Here is a 17819-nt window from a genome sequence, read left to right on the forward strand (position 1 = left end):
GCTCTGGCGTCTTTTCAAAGCCGGTTTCCCGGTCCCACGATGTTCAGTTTCTTCAAGAAGAAGCCGCCTGCGCCGACCCCCGCGGCACCCGCTGCTGCTGCGGCTTCGCCTGCGCCAGCCGCTGCAGCGCCGGCCGTGGCCGAGACCGCGGTGGTGGCGGCAGCGCCCGGGCCTGAGGCACGCGGCGGCTGGCTGGGCCGGCTGGCCCAGGGTTTGCGCAAGACCGGCAGCAGCATCGCGCAGGTGTTCACCGGCACGCGCATCGACGACGCGCTGTTCGAGGAGCTCGAATCTGCACTGCTGATGGCCGACGCGGGCGTGGCGGCCACCGAGCAGCTGCTCGCCGACCTGAAGCGCCGCGTGAAGGAGACCAAGGCCACCGAGCCCGCGGCCGTGAAGCAACTGCTGGCCGCGGTGATCACCGACCTGCTCCAGCCGCTGGAGCGCGAGCTGCGCATCGGCACGGCCACGCCCACGGTGATCATGGTCACTGGCGTGAACGGCGCTGGCAAGACCACCAGCATCGGCAAGCTCACGCGCCACCTCGCCGAGGCCGACTGCAAGGTGCTCCTGGCCGCGGCCGACACCTTCCGCGCTGCCGCGCGCGAGCAGCTTTCTGTGTGGGCCGATCGCAACCGCGTGGAGATCGTCAGCCAGGAAGGCGGCGACCCCGCTGCGGTGAGCTTCGACGCCGTGAGCGCGGGTCGGGCGCGGGGCTGCGATGTCGTCATCGCCGACACCGCGGGCCGCCTGCCCACGCAGACGCACCTCATGGAAGAACTGAAGAAGATCCGCCGCACCATCGGCAAGGCGCAAGAGGGTGCGCCGCACGAAGTGCTGCTGGTGGTGGATGGCAACACCGGTCAGAACGCGCTGGCGCAGGTGAAGGCCTTCGACGCCGCGCTCGGCCTCACGGGCTTGATCGTCACCAAGCTCGACGGCACGGCCAAGGGCGGTGTGCTGGCGGCGATCGCGCGCTGGGGCAGCGAGCGGCCCGGCGGGCCGGTGCCCGTCTACTTCGTCGGCATCGGGGAAAAGCTGGAAGATCTGCAGACCTTCAAGGCGCAGGAATTCGCGCAGGCGCTGCTGGGCTGAGCGGCCCGGCTGCGCCGCCCGCCTCAGCGGCGCGCGGGCTCGGGTTCGAGCTCTTCGAAGAAGGCCGAGGGCACGGGCTCCATCGCGGGATCGAACTGATTCTCGAAGGCCGCGCGGTCGCCTTCGGACAGCACCTCGGCGATGTCGGGCACCGGGATCAGCGGCATCGGGCGCGAAGTGACGGGTGCCGCAGCCTTTGCGGCGGCAGCGGCCACCGCCGAGCCGCCCACCACTGCCGTCATCGCGTGGCGCACCTCGGCCAGCGTGGGCAGCGCGTCTTCGCTCCAGGTGATGACGTGCACGCCGGCCTTGCGCAGCACGCGAGCCATGCGTTCGTGGCGGCGGCGCGAGCGCTCGCTCTCGCCGGGCGAGCGGATGTCGATGACGGCCAGCACACGCGAGCCGGCATCGCACAGCAGCAAGTCGGCGCTGAGCGAGCCCACGCGCTGCAGCCAGTCGGCGTAGGAATGGCGCGCCGGCACGCGGATGAAGCGCGACAGCGGCACCTGTGCCAGCACCAGGAAGCCGGGCATCGCGCGACGCAGCAACTCGTAGGCCTGGCGCTCGGCGATGGTCAGCACGCGGGCGGCCTCGGGCGGCCAGGAAGCCACGGTATCCAGGGCCTCGCGGTTCTGACCGCGCTGGTTCTGGCGCTGCCGCACCCGCATCGCCAGCCAGGCCAGCAGCAACAGCACGGTGGCCGGCAAGGCGAGGGAGGCGTTCGGGAACAAGGAGTCCATGGGTGGCTGCACGGGCGTGGTGGTGTGAGGGTCGAACCCGGAAGATCGGCCGAAGCAGGCTGCCAATCAACGGTATGCCTGACAAAAGACGTGTCAATGCGTATCGGCAGCCCCCGATGGCGGGGCGAAACGCGGCATCTGCCGCGGCGCACGGGTCTCTGGCGGGCCAGCAGGGGTCTCAGCGCGGCATGCCGGGGAAGCCGCCCCCACCCGGGCCGCCCATGCCGCCCATGCGCTTCATCATCTTCATCAGGCCGCCGCCCTTCATCTTCTTCATCATCCCCTGCATCTGGTCGAACTGGTTCAGCAGGCGGTTGACCTCTTGCACATGCACGCCGGCACCGGCGGCGATGCGGCGCTTGCGGCTGGCCTTCAGCAGCTCGGGCTTGCGGCGCTCCAGCGGCGTCATGCTGTTGATGATGCCTTCCATGCGGCGCACGTCGCGCTCGGCCTTGTCCATGTCGGCGCCGGCGGCCTTGGCGGTGAGCTGGCTGGGCAGCTTGTCCATCAGGCTGGACAGGCCGCCCATCTTCTTCATCTGGCTGATCTGGGCGAGGAAATCGTTGAGGTCGAAGCCGCCGCCCGACTTCATCTTGTCGGCGAACTTCTGTGCGGCGTCCATGTCGACGCCCTTCTGCACTTCTTCGACGAGCGCGACGATGTCGCCCATGCCCAGCACGCGGCCGGCGTGGCGTTCGGCGTCGAAGACCTCCAGGCCGTCGATCTTCTCGCTGACGCCCGCGAACTTGATGGGCGCGCCGGTGATCTGGCGCACGCTGAGCGCCGCACCGCCGCGGCTGTCGCCGTCGAGCTTGGTGAGCACCACGCCGGTCAGCGGCAGCGCGTCCTTGAAGGCCTTGGCGGTGTTCACCGCGTCCTGGCCCTGCATGGCGTCGACGACGAAGAGCGTCTCCACCGGGTTCAGCGCCGCGTGCAGCTCGCGGATCTCGGCCATCAGCGCTTCGTCGATGCCCAGGCGGCCGGCGGTGTCGACCAGCAGCACGTCGAAATAGTGGCGCTTGGCGTAGTCCAGCGCGGCCAGCGCGATCTCGCGCGGCTTCTGCGTCGGGTCGGAGGGGAACCACTCGCCGCCAGCCTGCGCCGTGACGGTCTTCAGCTGTTCGATGGCCGCCGGCCGGTAGACGTCGGCCGAGACCGTGAGCACCTTCTTCTTGCGCTTGGTGATGAGGTGCTTGGTGAGCTTGGCAGTGGTGGTGGTCTTGCCCGCGCCCTGCAGGCCCGCCATCAGGATGACGGCCGGCGGCTGCGCCGCGAGGTTGATGTCGGAAACGCCCTCGCCCATGGTGGCGGCGAGTTCCTTGTGCACGATGCCCACCAGCGCCTGGCCGGGGTTCAGCGAACCGGCGACCTCGGTGCCCAGGGCCTTGTCCTTGACCCTGGCGATGAAGTCGCGCACCACGGGCAGGGCCACGTCGGCTTCCAGCAGGGCCATGCGCACTTCGCGCAGCATGTCCTGCACGTTGCTTTCGGTGATGCGGGCCTGCCCGCGCATGGTCTTGACCAGCTTGGACAGGCGGTCTGAGAGGGTCGAAGCCATGGCGTCTCGGTGGCGCCCGGGCAGGGGCGCATGGTCAGTACACTGTCTGCATGATTCTATCGAGCGCGTCTCCGGCCCTGGCCCCTGGCGGCGGGCTGCTGCTGGTGGTCGTGGCCCTGCTGCTCTACGCGGTGGCGGCCGCGCCGGTGGCGGCCTTCAGCCGCTTCTCGGCGGCGGCGCTGCTGGGGGGCTGGGCGCTGCACGGCCTGCTGCTGTTGATCGACATCGCCGGCATCGGCCTGCCCACGCCCGGTGCCCGGCTGGGGTTCGCCCCGGTGTTGTCGGTCACGGTGTGGCTGGTGATCGCGGTCTATGCCGTCGAAAGCCGCTTCGTGCCGCTGCTCGCGGTGCGCCGGGGCCTGGCGCTGGCAGGAGCCCTGGCCGTGCTCGTGACTGCATCCTTCCCGGGCGAGGTTCGACCCATCACCTCGGCGCTGGCGCCGCTGCACTTCGTGCTGGGCGTCGGCGCCTACGGTCTCTTCGGCGCGGCGGTGCTGCACGCGCTGATGCTGGACGCCGCCGAGCGCCGCTTGCGCGCCAGCGGCCCCGGGGCCAGGCTGCAGGCGCTCGGCTCGGGGGCCATGGGCATGCCGCTGCTGCAACTGGAGCGCGTGACCTTCCACTTCGTCGAGGCCGGCTTCGCGGTGCTGACAGCCACCCTCGTGCTGGGTTTCGTCAACACCGTGCACTGGCGCTGGGGCGACCACAAGGCGGTGTTCTCGCTGCTGGCCTGGGCGGTGTTCGCCGCGCTCTTGCTGGGGCGCCGCCTGCGGGGCTGGCGCGGCAAGCGGGCCACGCGCTGGCTTTACGTGGGCGCGGTGCTGCTGCTGCTGGGCTACGTGGGCTCGCGCTTCGTGGTCGAGGTGCTCTTGAACCCGGCGGCTGCATGACCGCAGCCGCTGGTTCCGGCCTGCCGCAACGATGAAGTACCTGCTCCTGCTGGCCGTCGCGGCCCTGGCTCTGTGGTGGTTCAAGCGCCGCAGCGCCGAGCCGCCGAGCAAGCCACCGCCGGCGCCCCCGAAGCCCGCCGCCCGCCCGCCCTCGACCGAGCCCCTGGTGATGGTGGCCTGCGCCCACTGCGGCGTGCACCTGCCGCAGTCCGACGCAACGACCGACGCCAGCGGCCGGCCTTACTGCGGCGAAGCCCACCGCGCCGCCGGCCCGCGCTGAAGGCCGGCTGCCGGCATGGCCGCACCTGTCCCGCCCTCGGACCCCGACCGTCGCGACACCGAACGCCGCAGCGGTGACCGCCGCCGCGGCGGCCGGCGCCGCGACGACACGCTGCTGGGCACGGTGGGCGGCGATTCACAGACCAGCGACGACTCCTTCTTCGATGCCGGCTGGCTGGCCTCGGGCGAAGCCAGCGCCGACAGCCGCTTCCTGCTGCGCCAGGCGCGGCGCATCGTGCATGCGCAGGACGATGCCCTGGCACGTGTCTACCGCACCTACGCCGCGGCGCGCGCCGTCATCGGCCTGGGCCTGGTGGGCGTGCAGGGTCTGGGCAGCCTCATGGGGCTGCGGCCCGTCGAGTGGCTGACGCTGGTCTCCTTGCTCTATGGCGTGCAGGCCATCACCTGGTGGCTGCTGCCCCGTTTCGGCCGCCTGGCGCCGCCGCAGGCCGGGCGACGCCGGCAGCAGTGGCTGGCCACCATCGGCATCGACCTGCTGGCCTTCTCGGTGCTGCACTTCCTGGAGGTGGGCAGCTCGCTGAACTACGCCGCGCTGCTGGTGCTGCCGGTGCTGATGGCGGGCGTGCTGACCTCCAGGCTGCTGGCCCTGGGCACCGCGGCGGGGGTGTCGCTGGTGCTGCTCGGCGCGGCCTGGCGCGGCGGCTTCGGGCTCGACGGCACGGCACCGCTGATGCTGCAGTCGGGGCTGGTGGGCCTGGGCATGTTTGCCATCGCGCTGCTGGCCGGTGAACTGGCGGGTCGCCTGGCGCGGGAGGAACTCGCTGCGCGCGGCAGCCTGGAACTGGCCCGCCAGCAGGCACAGCTGAACCGGCTGGTGATCGAGGAGATGGTCGATGGCGTGCTGGTGGTCGACCGCCGCCTGCGTGTGCGCGCGGCCAACCCGGCGGCGCGTGCCTTGCTGGTCGACCAGGGCCTGCACCCGCCCGCGCCCTTCGTGCTCGACCGCAACCCGGCCTGGGCGGCGCTGATGCAGGCCGTGGCCCAGGCCCTGGTCGAAGGCGAATGGCCCGAGGCCGGGCGCGATGTGATGCTCAGCTTCGGCCAGGGGCACACGCGAACGCTGCGCATGCGGGTGCGTTTCATGCGCGGCCGCGGGCTCGAGCCCGGGGCGGCCGAGGGCCGCGAGGAGCCGGGCGCGGTGGAGCCCTTTGCCGTGCTCCTGCTGGAAGACCTGCGCACCCTGCAGGCGCGCATCCGGCAGGAGAAGCTGGCCGCGATGGGGCGCGTGTCGGCGGGCATTGCGCACGAGATCCGCAACCCGCTTGCGGCCATCTCGCAGGCCAATGCGCTGCTGCTGGAAGATGCTTTGCCGCCCGCGCAGCAGCGCCTGGCACAGATGGTGGCCGACAACGTCGAACGCCTGAAACGGCTGGTAGACGACGTCATGGAGGTGGCGCCCGGGGCCGAGCCTCATCTGCGCACCATCGATGCCAATGCCGAGGTGGCGGCAGCAGCGGCCGACTGGGCGCGCACGGCCGGCGTGCCGCTGGCTCCCGACAGCCGGCTGCGCGCCGAACTGCCCGGTGTGCCGCTGGGCGTGGTCTTCGACCCCGAGCACCTGCGCCGCGTGCTGGTGAACCTGCTGGACAACGCGCACCGGCATGCCAGCGCGGGCCGCGGCGCGGTCTTCTTGCGCCTGGCTGCGCGTGAGGATGGCTGGGCACAGCTCTCGGTGCTCAGCGACAGCCCCCCGATACCGCCGGAGGTGGAGCGCCATCTCTTCGAGCCTTTCTTCAGCACGCGCAGCCGCGGCTCGGGCCTCGGCTTGTACATTTGCCGCGAGCTGTGCGAGCGTTACGGCGCCAGCATCGAGTACCGCCCGCGCCCGGCCGCCGAGCGCCTGCGCAACGAGTTCGTGGTGCACATGCGCCGGGCCGTGCTGCCCGATGCGAGCCAGCCGCTGCCCCTGGGCTCCGGCTGAGCCGCCCACAGCTCGCGTTTCAGCAACCCCGCCGCCTCAGCAGCCCTGCAGCGAACCCAGCCCATGAGCCCACAAGCCCAGGCCGCTTCGGCCCCCAGCGCCCGGCTGCTTGTCGTCGATGACGAGCCTGACCTGCGCACACTCTACGAACTGACGCTGGTGCGCGAGGGTTACGACGTCGAGAGCGCCGGCTCGGTTGAAGAAGCCTGGCTGCGACTGCAGGAGCAGGGCCCGGGGCACTACCAACTCGTCATCACCGACATGCGGCTGCCCGACGGCAACGGCCTGGACCTGCTGCGCCGGCTGGACAACGCCGGGCGCAGCGAAAAGGCCATCGTCATCACCGCCTATGGCTCACCCGAGAATGCCGTGGAGGCGCTGAAGGCGGGCGCCTACGACTACCTCACCAAGCCCGTGGATCTGCGGCAGTTCCGTGCCGTGGTGGCTTCGGCGCTGGGGCGCATGCCCGTGCCGGCATCGCCTGCGCGCGCGCCGGCTGCGGTGGGGGCGGCGTCGGCAACCGGCCCTGCCGGCATGCCCGCTGCGCTCCATCCGGCGTTGCGCCGCATCGTGGGCGAGGCGCCGTCGATCCAGCAGGTGCGCGGCCTGGTGGAGCGCGTGGCGCAGAGCATGGCACCGGTGCTGGTGTGCGGCGAGTCGGGCACCGGCAAGGAACTGGTGGCGCGTGCGGTGCACGAGGTCTCTCCACGCGGCGCATTGCCTTTCGTGGCCGTGAACTGCGGCGCCATCCCCGAGAACCTGCTGGAGGCCGAATTCTTCGGCTACCGCAAGGGTGCCTTCACGGGCGCGAACGAAGACCGCGACGGCTTCTTCCAAGCCGCGCAGGGCGGCACGCTCTTCCTGGACGAGATCGGCGACCTGCCGCTGCCCATGCAGAGCAAGCTGCTGCGCGTGATACAGGAGCGCGCGGTGCGCCCGCTCGGGGCCACCGCAGAGACACCGTTCAACGTGCGCATCGTCAGTGCCACCCACAAGGACCTGGCGGCCGAGGTGCAGGCCGGGCGCTTCCGGCAAGACCTGTTCTACCGCCTCAATGTCATCCGCATCACCGTGCCGCCCTTGCGCGAGCGCCTGGGCGATCTGCCGGCCTTGTGCGGCAGCGTGCTGCAGCGCATCGCCCGAGATGCGGGCGTGAGCCCTGTGCCGACGCTGGCGCCCGAAGCGCTGCAGCACCTGGTGCGCTACGGTTTCCCCGGCAATGTGCGAGAGCTCGAAAACCTCCTGCACCGCGCACTGGCCCTGGCCGACGGCACACGCATCGGGCAGGCCGATCTCGGCCTGCCCGAGGCCGTGCTGGGCGATGGGGTCGAGCCGGACAGCAACACGGTGCCTGCACCGCTGCAGCCACTGGCGGGCCCGGTGCGCGCCCCGGCCCCGGCCGGCGGCCCCGCCCTGCCCACCGATCTGGCGGCCCACCTCGACAGCATCGAGCGCGACATCCTGGAGCGTGCGCTTGAGCGCCACCGCTACAACCGCACTGCCGCGGGCGCCAGCCTGGGCCTGTCGCTGCGACAGATGCGCTACCGCATGGCGCGCCTGGGCGTCGGAGCCGCCGACAACGACGCCGACTGAAGGCGGGCCGGCGGGCGGGCAGGCTGGGCCCCGGGCCCGTGTGCGCAGTGTGGCGGCGGCGCGACCCGCTGCGGAGTCCGGAGGCCTGCACCGTCGAGGCGCCGAGAGGCCTGCGCCGAACGGCACGGCCGCCAGAAGCGGCGCGCCTTTCCGGACCTTTCCGGGCGCGAGGCCGCATGGATCCTGCGGGTTCCGGTCCCCGCGCAGCCGCGGCGCGGCCTGCACCGCAGGTGCCGCTGCGGCGGGGTGTCGCAGGTGCGAAAGTGGGGCGCGGCGTGTGAGCTCTCGCCACCGGGAAACCACTGTCCGGGACACTAGCCGTAGTGGCTTGGCAGCCCATGGCACCCCAGATATAGTGCCTTCGCGTGATAATCTCGTGAACGCGTCGGGCTGTTGAGCGGCCGGGCTCGGCCAGGTTGCTGCAAGGCCTTGTGCAGGCCATGCAGGGCTGGGTTCTGGGCCTGCTGCCCACCTTGAGCCCGTCGGGTCCGGGGTCACGGGCCCGCACCCACTTTCACACCGACACCCGCACACCCAAGCTCTTTTCGCCTTGCGCAGTGCCCTGGCCCGCGCAGGGCAGTGCTGCCGCCACCGCGCAGTGCCGAACCGACAAACACGAACCGCAGACCAGAGGGGATCGCATGCAAGCTGCTACCACCACCGCCAACCCGCCCAGCACCACCACCGCCACCCGACCGGTGGCTACCGGCCAGGCAGCGCCGGCGAGTGCCGCCTATGCCGGCTACCAGATCATCCGGCGCAATGGTGCCGTGGTCTCTTTCGCGCCCGACAAGATCTCGGTGGCGCTGATGAAGGCCTTCCTGGCCGTGCACGGCACCCAGGGTGCCGCCTCGGCCAGCGTGCGCGAGACGGTGGAGCGCCTGACCGAAGGCGTGGTGCGCGCGCTGCTGCGCAGCCGCCCGGGCGGTGGCACGTTCCATATCGAAGACGTGCAAGACCACGTGGAACTGGCGCTGATGCGCAGCGGCCACCACGAGGTGGCGCGGGCCTACGTGCTCTACCGCGAGCGCCGCGCGCAGGAACGTGCGCGCCAGGGTGCACCGGCGGTGGCGCAAGCGCCCGAACTCTTCGTCACCGAAGGCGGTCAGCGTGTGCCGCTGGACATGCCCGCGCTGCGTGAACTGGTGGAAGCGGCCTGTGCCGGCCTGGGCGCCGACGTCAAGGCCGAGCCCATCATGGCCGAGACGCGCCGCAACCTCTACGACGGCGTGCCGCTGGACGAAGTGTTCAAGGCCGCCATCATGGCCGCGCGCACCCTCATCGAGAAGGAGCCGAGCTACACCCGCGCCACCGCGCGCCTGCTGCTGCACACCATCCGCCGCGAGATCCTGGGCGAGAACGTCACGCAGGGCCAGATGGCCACGCGCTACGCCGAGTACTTCCCGCAGTTCATCAAGAAGGGCGTGCAGGCCGAACTGCTGGACGAGAAGCTGCTGCAGTTCGACCTCGCCAAGCTGGGCGCCGCGCTCGACGCCAGCCGCGACCTGCAGTTCGACTACCTCGGCCTGCAGACGCTGTACGACCGCTATTTCCTGCACATCGACGAAGTGCGCATCGAGATGCCGCAGGCCTTTTTCATGCGCGTGGCCATGGGCCTGGCACTGAACGAGATCGACCGCGAGACGCGCGCCATCGAGTTCTACAACGTGCTCTCCAGCTTCGACTTCATGAGCAGCACGCCCACGCTGTTCAACAGCGGCACGCGCCGCAGCCAGCTGAGCAGCTGCTACCTCACCACGGTGGCGGATGATCTCGACGGCATCTACGAAGCGCTGAAGGAAAACGCGCTGCTGAGCAAGTTCGCCGGCGGCCTGGGCAACGACTGGACCAACGTGCGCGCCCTGGGCAGCTACATCAAGGGCACCAACGGCAAGAGCCAGGGTGTGGTGCCTTTCCTGAAGGTGGTGAACGACACGGCCGTGGCCGTGAACCAGGGGGGCAAGCGCAAGGGCGCGGTCTGCGCCTATCTGGAGACCTGGCACCTCGACCTGGAAGAGTTCCTGGAACTGCGCAAGAACACCGGTGACGACCGCCGCCGCACGCACGACATGAACACGGCGAACTGGATCCCCGATCTGTTCATGCGCCGTGTGATGGAAGGCGGCCCCTGGACGCTGTTCAGCCCCAGCACCTGCCCCGACCTGCATGACAAGTTCGGCAAGGCGTTCGAAGAGGCCTACACCGCTTATGAGGCCAAGGTCGACCGCGGCGAGCTCAAGCTCTTCAAGCGCATGCCGGCGAAAGACCTGTGGCGCAAGATGCTCTCGATGCTGTTCGAGACCGGCCACCCCTGGATCACCTTCAAGGACGCCTGCAACGTGCGCAGCCCGCAGCAGCACGTGGGCGTGGTGCACAGCTCCAACCTCTGCACCGAGATCACGCTGAACACCTCCGACACCGAGATCGCGGTGTGCAACCTGGGCAGCGTGAACCTGGCGCAGCACCTGAAGGACGGTGCCATCGATCAAGAAAAGCTGCAGCGCACCACCGCCACCGCGATGCGCATGCTCGACAACGTGATCGACATCAACTACTACGCGGTGAAGAAGGCGCGCGACAGCAACCTGAAGCACCGCCCGGTGGGCCTGGGCATCATGGGCTTCCAGGACTGCCTGTATCAGCTGCGCCTGCCCTACGCCAGCGCCGAGGCGGTGGAGTTCGCTGACCGCAGCATGGAAGCCGTCTGCTACTACGCCTACCGCGCCAGCAGCGAACTGGCTGCCGAGCGCGGCCGCTACAGCAGCTACCGCGGCAGCCTGTGGGACCGCGGCATCCTGCCGCAGGACAGCCTGGCCCTGCTGCGCGAAGCGCGCGGTGGGCACCTGGAAGTCGACAGCAGCAGCACGCTCGACTGGGACAGCCTGCGCGCCCACATCGCCCAGCACGGCATGCGCAACAGCAACTGCGTGGCCATCGCCCCCACGGCCACCATCAGCAACATCATCGGCGTGGACGCCTCCATCGAGCCGAGCTTCGGCAATCTCTCGGTGAAGAGCAACCTCTCGGGCGAGTTCACGGTGATCAACGAGTACCTCGTGCGCGACCTGAAGAAGCTCGGTCTGTGGGACGACGTGATGGTCATGGACCTCAAGCACTTCGATGGTTCGCTGCGCCCCATCGACCGCGTACCGGAAGAGCTGAAGCGCCTCTACGCCACGGCCTTTGAAGTGGAGCCGCAGTGGCTGGTGGAAGCCGGCTCGCGCCGCCAGAAGTGGATCGACCAGGCGCAGAGCCTGAACATCTACATGGCCGGTGCTTCGGGCCGCAAGCTCGACGAGACCTACAAGCTCGCGTGGCTGCGGGGCCTCAAGACCACCTACTACCTGCGCACCACCAGCGCCACCTACACCGAGAAGAGCACGGTGGCTGCAGGCAAGCTGAACGCGGTGACGATGGGCGACAGCGGTGGTGTGGCCGCGGCTGCGCCTGAAGCCGCAGCGCTGCCTGCAGAACCCGCGAGCGACATCAAGTTCTGCTCCATCGACAACCCCGATTGCGAGGCCTGCCAGTAAGCCCGCATCGAACGCGCGGCGGGCGCATCGAGCGTGGATGACGACACGGTCGATGCGCTGCTGCAACAACGAGAGGTGCGCGATGTCAAGCAGTGCTTGGTGTTCGCGCACAACACTCCGATAATTCGCATTGAGCTGGAAGCACACACAACATGCTGGTCTGGGAAGACGACGTTCAGAGCACACCGAATCAAGCGCACAGCGCGGCCCTGCCGACGCCTGCGTTCGAACCCAAGCCCATCGCTTCCGCGGCCATGCCAGCCGTGATGCCTGCAGCGGCAACACCCATCGCCGTGGTCGCTGCCACCGCCCCTGCCAAAGCCGCGCCGGCTCTCACGGCGGCGCAAGCACTGGCCGCCACCTTGCCGCCTGGCGTGCCCGCCATCGGTACGGCCGTGAAGGCGGTGGTGAGTCAGCGTCGCGTGAACGCCGCTGACAAGCGCATCATCAATGGTCAGACCGACGTCAACCAGCTGGTGCCGTTCAAGTACAAGTGGGCTTGGGAGAAGTACCTCGCCACCTGCGCCAACCACTGGATGCCGCAGGAGGTGAACATGTCGCGCGACATCGCGACTTGGAAAGACCCCAACGGCCTGACCGAAGACGAGCGCCGCATCGTCAAGCGCAATCTGGGCTTCTTCGTCACGGCCGATTCGCTGGCCGCCAATAACATCGTGCTGGGCAGCTACCGCCACATCACGGCGCCTGAGTGCCGCCAGTTCCTGCTGCGCCAGGCCTTCGAAGAAGCGATCCACACGCACGCCTACCAGTACATCGTCGAGAGCCTGGGCCTGGACGAGAGCGAGATCTTCAACGCCTACCACGAGGTCGAGTCGATCCGCGACAAGGACGAGTTCCTGATCCCCTTCATCGAGGCGATCATGGACCCCAACTTCCACACCGGCACGCCCGAGAACGACCAGAAGCTGCTGAAGAGCCTGATCGTCTTCGCTTGCCTGATGGAAGGCCTGTTCTTCTACGTCGGCTTCACGCAGATCCTCGCGCTCGGCCGCCAGAACAAGATGACGGGCGCTGCCGAGCAGTACCAGTACATCCTGCGCGACGAGTCGATGCACTGCAACTTCGGCATCGATGTCATCAACCAGATCAAGCTCGAGAACCCGCACCTCTGGACGCCGGCCTTCAAGGCCGAGATCAAGGCGCTGTTCGAGAAGGCCGTGGAACTGGAATATCGCTACGCCGAAGACACCATGCCGCGCGGCGTGCTCGGCATGAACGCCAGCATGTTCAAGGGCTACCTGCGCTACATCGCGAACCGCCGCGCCACGCAGATCGGCCTGGAAGCCTTGTTCCCCAACGAGGAGAACCCCTTCCCGTGGATGAGCGAGATGATCGATCTGAAGAAGGAGCGCAACTTCTTCGAGACGCGCGTCATCGATTACCAGACCGGCGGCGCGCTGGCGTGGGACTGAACCAGGAGCCCATGCTTCACGCACCGCAAACTGCGAGCACCGGCCCACGCACAGACGTGGCCGGTGTTCGTGCATGAAGGATCAAGCATTGCGAGCCCAGGCAGGCACAGACCGGCAGACAAAGGCCGAGCTCGCTTCCCCGTTCACCGCACTGGGGCAACCGCTGGGGGTGCAAACCTTCCAGCAGACCACCGGGCGGTGGATCTCTGCGCTGCGACCTTAGCAGCGCGGAGCCATTTGTAACTTGATCAAGGAGATCGTTATGGCAACTGCAAAGAAGGCCGCTCCGGCCAAGAAGGCTCCCGCGAAGAAGGCAGCCCCGGCCAAGAAGGCCGCCGCCCCGGCGAAGAAGGCTGCCCCGGCCAAGAAGGCTGCCGCGAAGAAGGCCGCCCCGGCGAAGAAGGCCGCTCCGGCCAAGAAGGCGGCACCGGCTAAGAAGGCTGCGCCGGCCAAGAAGGCGGCACCGGCGAAGAAGGCTGCGCCGGCGAAGAAGGCTGCGCCTGCCAAGAAGGCCGCTCCGGCGAAGAAGGCTGCGGCTCCGAAGGCTGCTGCTGCCAAAAAGCCGACGGCCAAGAAGCCCGCCGCAAAGAAGGCTGCGAAGAAGGCTGCGGCACCTGCCGCGCCTGCGCCTGCGCCTGCGCCTGCTGCCGCCCCGGCGAAGACTGCGCTGAATCCTGCTGCTGCTTGGCCTTTCCCGACCGGCAACAAGCCCTAAGCGCGACTTGCTCTGTTGTCCTCGTTCATTCGGGGCATTAGAGGTGAAGGTTGTGAGCCTGGCATCTAGCCAGGCTCTTTTTCTTTGGAAGTACGATGGCGCGGTTGTGCCATTGCAATGAGCGCGTGTTTTCTGCGACCAGCCCAATCGGGTTCCTGCTTCGGGAGAAGACTGATGCCTTCGCCGTTTGAGCAACGAATTCTGGACAAACTCGGAACAGAGCGAGACCCTGAGGCACGCGCATTGCTCCGAGTCGAGCTTGCATGCTATTGGGCGCGGGTCGGAGAGGAACACTCCGCTGAGCAAGAGCGTCAAGCATTGCGACACGAGTTTGCGAACGCTCGAAGTCCGCGTGTCTCGATTCTTGTAATGGTGCTGGAGGCCTTGCAGGCTTACTACGGAAGATTGGATCCGGCAGCGCGTGATCGACTGTTGCGAGCCAATCTTCTGAGCAAGTCTTTTAACGCGCTTGATTTGATTGCGCTTACTTCGGCGTGGCTGGCGCATGTCGACCTGAATCAAGCGCGCTTCGATTCAGCGGTCAGAGAGTTACACACGGCTATTCAAGCCTTAGCTCAACTCAGCGATGGGGTCGAGTCAGTTCGATGCCGGATTGCCTTGACGCTGGGCGATGCCAATCTCATCGTCGGTCGAGTTCAGGCTTCGCAAGAGTGGTACGAATCGGCGCGATTGGATGCCATTGCGATAAATGACCACGCTGGAGTGGGTGCCATGACTTACAACCGAGCCGCTCTCCGGGTGGCACGGGCTCGCTTTGAAGATGTTGCAGGGCTGGATTCCGGGATCGATCGCACGCTACTTCGAATAGACGTTGATACGGCAGTCAACTACCAGTCTGCGGCTCGCCTTAAGTCGTTGGAGCACCTGTTGGCGACGACCAGGGCCAGCCAGTTGGTGTACCAGCACAAGTACTCCGACGCACTGCCCGTGATTGAGGCCTTATTGGGTACCCCAGCGGTAACTTCGAGGTCAGCACAAAGGCGTCTTTTGCAGGCGGATCTGGCACTCGCCTTGGCAAGCGTCGGCAAGACAGCAGAGGCCAATCGTGCGCTCCTTCAGTTTGTGACTCCGGAGGCTGATGATCTGCCTATTCCTTCGGATGACGCCGCCGTCATGGCAAGGTCGGCTGCGTTGGCTTTTGCACTAACTGGCGCCCCCGACGAAGCGCAGGTTTGGCACGAGCGAGCGAATCGCGCTTGCCACGACCACAGCCTCGTTTGCGAGTCACTTGGCTCCCAGCTGCAAGAGTTCCGACCAATGCGCCCCGGCCAGAGCGCTTGAAAGCAGAGCCGCACTCGCCGCCAGCCCATAAGATCAAAGTCATGAATCCACCCCTCGCCCTAGCCATGGGCTCCTCCAGCGACTGGGAAACCCTCCAGCACGCAGCAGTCCTGCTCGACGACTTCGGCGTCGCCTATGAAAAGTGCGTGGTCTCGGCCCACCGCATGCCTGACGACATGTTCGCCTTCGCCGAGGGGGCTGCCGCGCGGGGCCTGAAGGCCATCATCGCGGGCGCTGGGGGCGCTGCACACCTGCCAGGCATGCTCGCCGCCAAGACCGTGGTGCCGGTGCTCGGCGTGCCCGTCGCCAGCAAGCACCTGCAGGGCGTCGATTCGCTGTATTCCATCGTGCAGATGCCCAAGGGCATCCCCGTGGCCACCTTCGCCATCGGGCCAGCGGGTGCCGCCAACGCAGCGCTCTTCGCCATTGCGATGCTGGCCAACGAGGATGCCGCGCTGCGCCAGAAGCTGCAAGATTTCCGCGCGCGCCAGACCGAGGCCGCACGCGCGATGACGCAGGAACTGCGTTGAGCGCCTCACCCACCACTGAGGCGGCCACCCTGCCTGGCCAAGGCATGCTCGGCGTGCTCGGCGGCGGCCAGCTCGGCCGCATGTTCGTGCATGCTGCGCAGACCCACGGCTACCGCGTGATGGTGCTCGAACCCGATGCGGCCAGTCCCGCTGGGGCTGCGGCCGATGCTCACTTGCGGGCGCCCTATGCCGAGCCTGCGGCCTTGTCCGAACTTGCTGCCGCCTGCGTGGCCATCACCACCGAGTTCGAGAACGTGCCGGCCGAAGCGCTGCGCATGCTCGCCGCCCGTCGGCGCGTTTCGCCCCCGGCCGATGCGGTGCAGGTGTGCCAGCACCGCGCACGCGAGAAGGCCGCGTTCGCAGCGGCTGGCGTGCCCTGCGCGCCGCATGCCGTGATCGACAGCGCCGAGACCGCTGCTTCGGCAGCCCTGGCGCCTTTGCTGCCCGGCATCCTCAAGACGGCCAGCCTCGGCTACGACGGCAAGGGCCAGGCCACAGTGATGACGCTGGCCGACCTGCCGGCCGCGTGGCAGGCGCTGGGCGGTGTGCCCTGCGTGCTGGAGCAGCGCCTGCCGCTGCGGCTGGAGATCAGTGTCATCGTCGCGCGCGGGGCCGATGGTGCCGTGGTGCACCTGCCTGTGCAGCAGAACCTGCACCGTGGCGGCATCCTGGCAGTGACGCAGGTGCCGGCCCCCGATGTGCCGCCGGCGCTGGCCGAGCAGGCCATTGCACTGGCCGGGCGTCTGGCGCAGGCGCTGGATTACGTCGGCGTGCTCTGCGTCGAGTTCTTCGTGCTGCAAGACGGCCGCCTGGTGGCCAACGAGATGGCGCCGCGCCCGCACAACTCGGGCCACTACAGCATCGACGCCTGCGATGTCTCGCAGTTCGACCTGCAACTGCGCGCACTGGCCGGCCTGCCCCTGGTGGCGCCGCGCCTGCATTCCGCGGCCGTGATGCTCAACCTGCTGGGCGACCTGTGGTTCCCGCAGGACGCGGCCGACGCCGCTCCCGTCACGCCCGACTGGGCTGCGGTGCTGTCGCTGCCAGGCGCGCACCTGCACCTGTACGGCAAGGCCGAGGCGAGGCGCGGGCGCAAGATGGGCCACCTGACCTTCACTGCGGCCGATGCCGGCACGGCCCGGGCCAACGCGCTGCGGGCCGCGGCGGTGCTCGGCCTTCAGGCCTTCTGAACGCGGGCGGCGCCGCCATGCCTGTCCTCCCCGGGCGAGACCCGGCCGCGGTTCGCGAGGCCGCCGCGCGCCTGGCCGCAGGCGAACTGGTCGCCTTCGCCACCGAAACCGTCTACGGCCTCGGCGCTCGCGCCGACGACGACGCGGCCGTCGGCGCCATCTACAGCGCCAAGGGCCGGCCTGCCGGCCACCCGCTGATCGTGCACGTGGCCGATGCGGCCGCAGCGGCGCACTTCGCGGCCGAACTCAGCCCGGCCGCGCAGCGCCTGATGGCCGCGTTCTGGCCGGGGCCGCTGACGGTCATCGTGCCGCGCCGGCCCGGTGTGGCGGCTGCTGCCGCGGGCGGGCAGTCCAGCGTGGGCCTGCGGCTGCCGGCGCACCCGGTGGCTCTGGCGCTCTTGCGTGAAGCCGCCGCCCTGGGTGTGCCGGGCGTGGCCGCGCCCAGTGCCAACCGCTTCGGCCGCGTGAGCCCCACGCGGGCCAGCCATGTGGTCGACGAGTTCGGGCCCGCCCTGGCCGTGCTGGACGGCGGCGATTGCGATGTCGGCATCGAATCCACCATCATCGATTGCACGCGCGCGCAGGCGGCGCTGCTGCGGCCGGGTCAACTCGGGCGTGCGCGCATCGAGGCCGTGCTGGGCGCGCCCCTGGCCGCACCCGACGCGGCTTCGCCACGCGCCTCGGGCACCTTGGCTTCGCACTACGCGCCGGCGGCGCCGGTCAGGCTCTTCGAACCCGGCCAGCCGCCTTGGGCCGACCCGGCGGCCTGGCAGGCCCTGGCCCGGCAGGGCCGGGGGCTCGGGGTATATTCCCGGGCCGTCCCGCCGACGGAGGCCGCTTGCTTGCACCGGCCCATGCCGGCACAGGCGGCGGCGGTGGCGCATGAATTGTTCGCGGTCTTGCGCGAGTTCGACACCGCGGGCGTTGCTGCCATCTGGGTCGAGCGGCCACCGCCCGGGCCGGCCTGGGATGGCGTTCGCGACCGCCTGCAGCGCGCTGCCGCCTGAAGCCCCGGCCCT

At 68.9% G+C, this 17819-nt stretch carries 14 protein-coding genes; 12 read left to right on the forward strand and 2 right to left on the reverse strand.

Translation table 11 applies throughout. From position 1 onward, the window contains the following. Positions 1-39: 39 nt before the first annotated feature. A complete protein-coding gene (gene ftsY / locus EOE66_RS20840) occupies positions 40-1095 on the forward strand; it encodes a signal recognition particle-docking protein FtsY (RefSeq protein ID WP_128230671.1) in 1056 nt (351 codons plus the stop codon). Between the two features lie 23 nt (positions 1096-1118). Here the strand turns inward: ftsY and EOE66_RS20845 are convergent, their stop codons facing one another. Beyond that, entirely contained in the window at positions 1119-1835 is a 717-nt protein-coding gene (locus tag EOE66_RS20845) for a DUF2726 domain-containing protein (RefSeq protein WP_128230672.1), read from the reverse strand. A 178-nt stretch (positions 1836-2013) separates the two neighbouring features. After that, positions 2014-3393, reverse strand: coding sequence for a signal recognition particle protein (gene ffh, locus EOE66_RS20850; RefSeq protein WP_128230673.1), 1380 nt, complete (start codon positions 3391-3393; stop codon positions 2014-2016). Between the two features lie 50 nt (positions 3394-3443). Here ffh and EOE66_RS20855 point away from each other — a divergent pair, with 50 nt between their 5' ends. The 11 genes from EOE66_RS20855 (at position 3444) to EOE66_RS20905 (ending at position 17807) form a co-directional block, all read left to right on the forward strand. After that, on the forward strand, positions 3444-4283 hold the full coding sequence (locus EOE66_RS20855; RefSeq protein ID WP_128230674.1) for a cytochrome C assembly family protein: 840 nt from the start codon (positions 3444-3446) through the stop codon (positions 4281-4283). Between the two features lie 31 nt (positions 4284-4314). Beyond that, positions 4315-4563: a PP0621 family protein gene (locus EOE66_RS20860; protein WP_128230675.1), complete on the forward strand. Its 249-nt coding sequence runs from the start codon at positions 4315-4317 to the stop codon at positions 4561-4563. Between the two features lie 15 nt (positions 4564-4578). Beyond that, positions 4579-6504, forward strand: a complete 1926-nt coding sequence (locus EOE66_RS20865; protein ID WP_128230676.1) for a sensor histidine kinase — start codon at positions 4579-4581, stop codon at positions 6502-6504. A 63-nt stretch (positions 6505-6567) separates the two neighbouring features. Then, complete coding sequence (locus EOE66_RS20870) at positions 6568-8097, forward strand: sigma-54-dependent transcriptional regulator (protein WP_128230677.1); 1530 nt, start codon at positions 6568-6570, stop codon at positions 8095-8097. A gap of 641 nt (positions 8098-8738) precedes the next feature. After that, on the forward strand, positions 8739-11630 hold the full coding sequence (locus tag EOE66_RS20875; RefSeq protein ID WP_128230678.1) for a ribonucleoside-diphosphate reductase subunit alpha: 2892 nt from the start codon (positions 8739-8741) through the stop codon (positions 11628-11630). Between the two features lie 152 nt (positions 11631-11782). After that, positions 11783-13063, forward strand: a complete 1281-nt coding sequence (locus EOE66_RS20880) for a ribonucleotide-diphosphate reductase subunit beta (protein WP_128230679.1) — start codon at positions 11783-11785, stop codon at positions 13061-13063. Positions 13064-13325: 262 nt separating this feature from the next. Continuing rightward, positions 13326-13778 (forward strand): histone, encoded by a 453-nt coding sequence (locus EOE66_RS22235; protein ID WP_128230680.1) that lies wholly within the window; start codon positions 13326-13328, stop codon positions 13776-13778. A gap of 174 nt (positions 13779-13952) precedes the next feature. Further along, the gene (locus EOE66_RS20890) at positions 13953-15080 is read left to right on the forward strand and encodes a hypothetical protein (protein WP_128230681.1); all 1128 of its coding nucleotides are present in this window, start codon (positions 13953-13955) and stop codon (positions 15078-15080) included. A 41-nt stretch (positions 15081-15121) separates the two neighbouring features. Further along, on the forward strand, positions 15122-15610 hold the full coding sequence (gene purE / locus EOE66_RS20895; RefSeq protein WP_128230682.1) for a 5-(carboxyamino)imidazole ribonucleotide mutase: 489 nt from the start codon (positions 15122-15124) through the stop codon (positions 15608-15610). Next, the gene (locus EOE66_RS20900; RefSeq protein ID WP_128230683.1) at positions 15607-16800 is read left to right on the forward strand and encodes a 5-(carboxyamino)imidazole ribonucleotide synthase; all 1194 of its coding nucleotides are present in this window, start codon (positions 15607-15609) and stop codon (positions 16798-16800) included. Before purE ends, EOE66_RS20900 begins: the two co-directional genes overlap by 4 nt. Before the next feature lie 17 nt (positions 16801-16817). Beyond that, positions 16818-17807, forward strand: coding sequence for an L-threonylcarbamoyladenylate synthase (locus EOE66_RS20905; protein ID WP_128230684.1), 990 nt, complete (start codon positions 16818-16820; stop codon positions 17805-17807). Positions 17808-17819: the final 12 nt, after the last annotated feature.

Source organism: Rubrivivax rivuli, from assembly GCF_004016505.1.
GTDB lineage: Bacteria > Pseudomonadota > Gammaproteobacteria > Burkholderiales > Burkholderiaceae_C > Rubrivivax > Rubrivivax rivuli.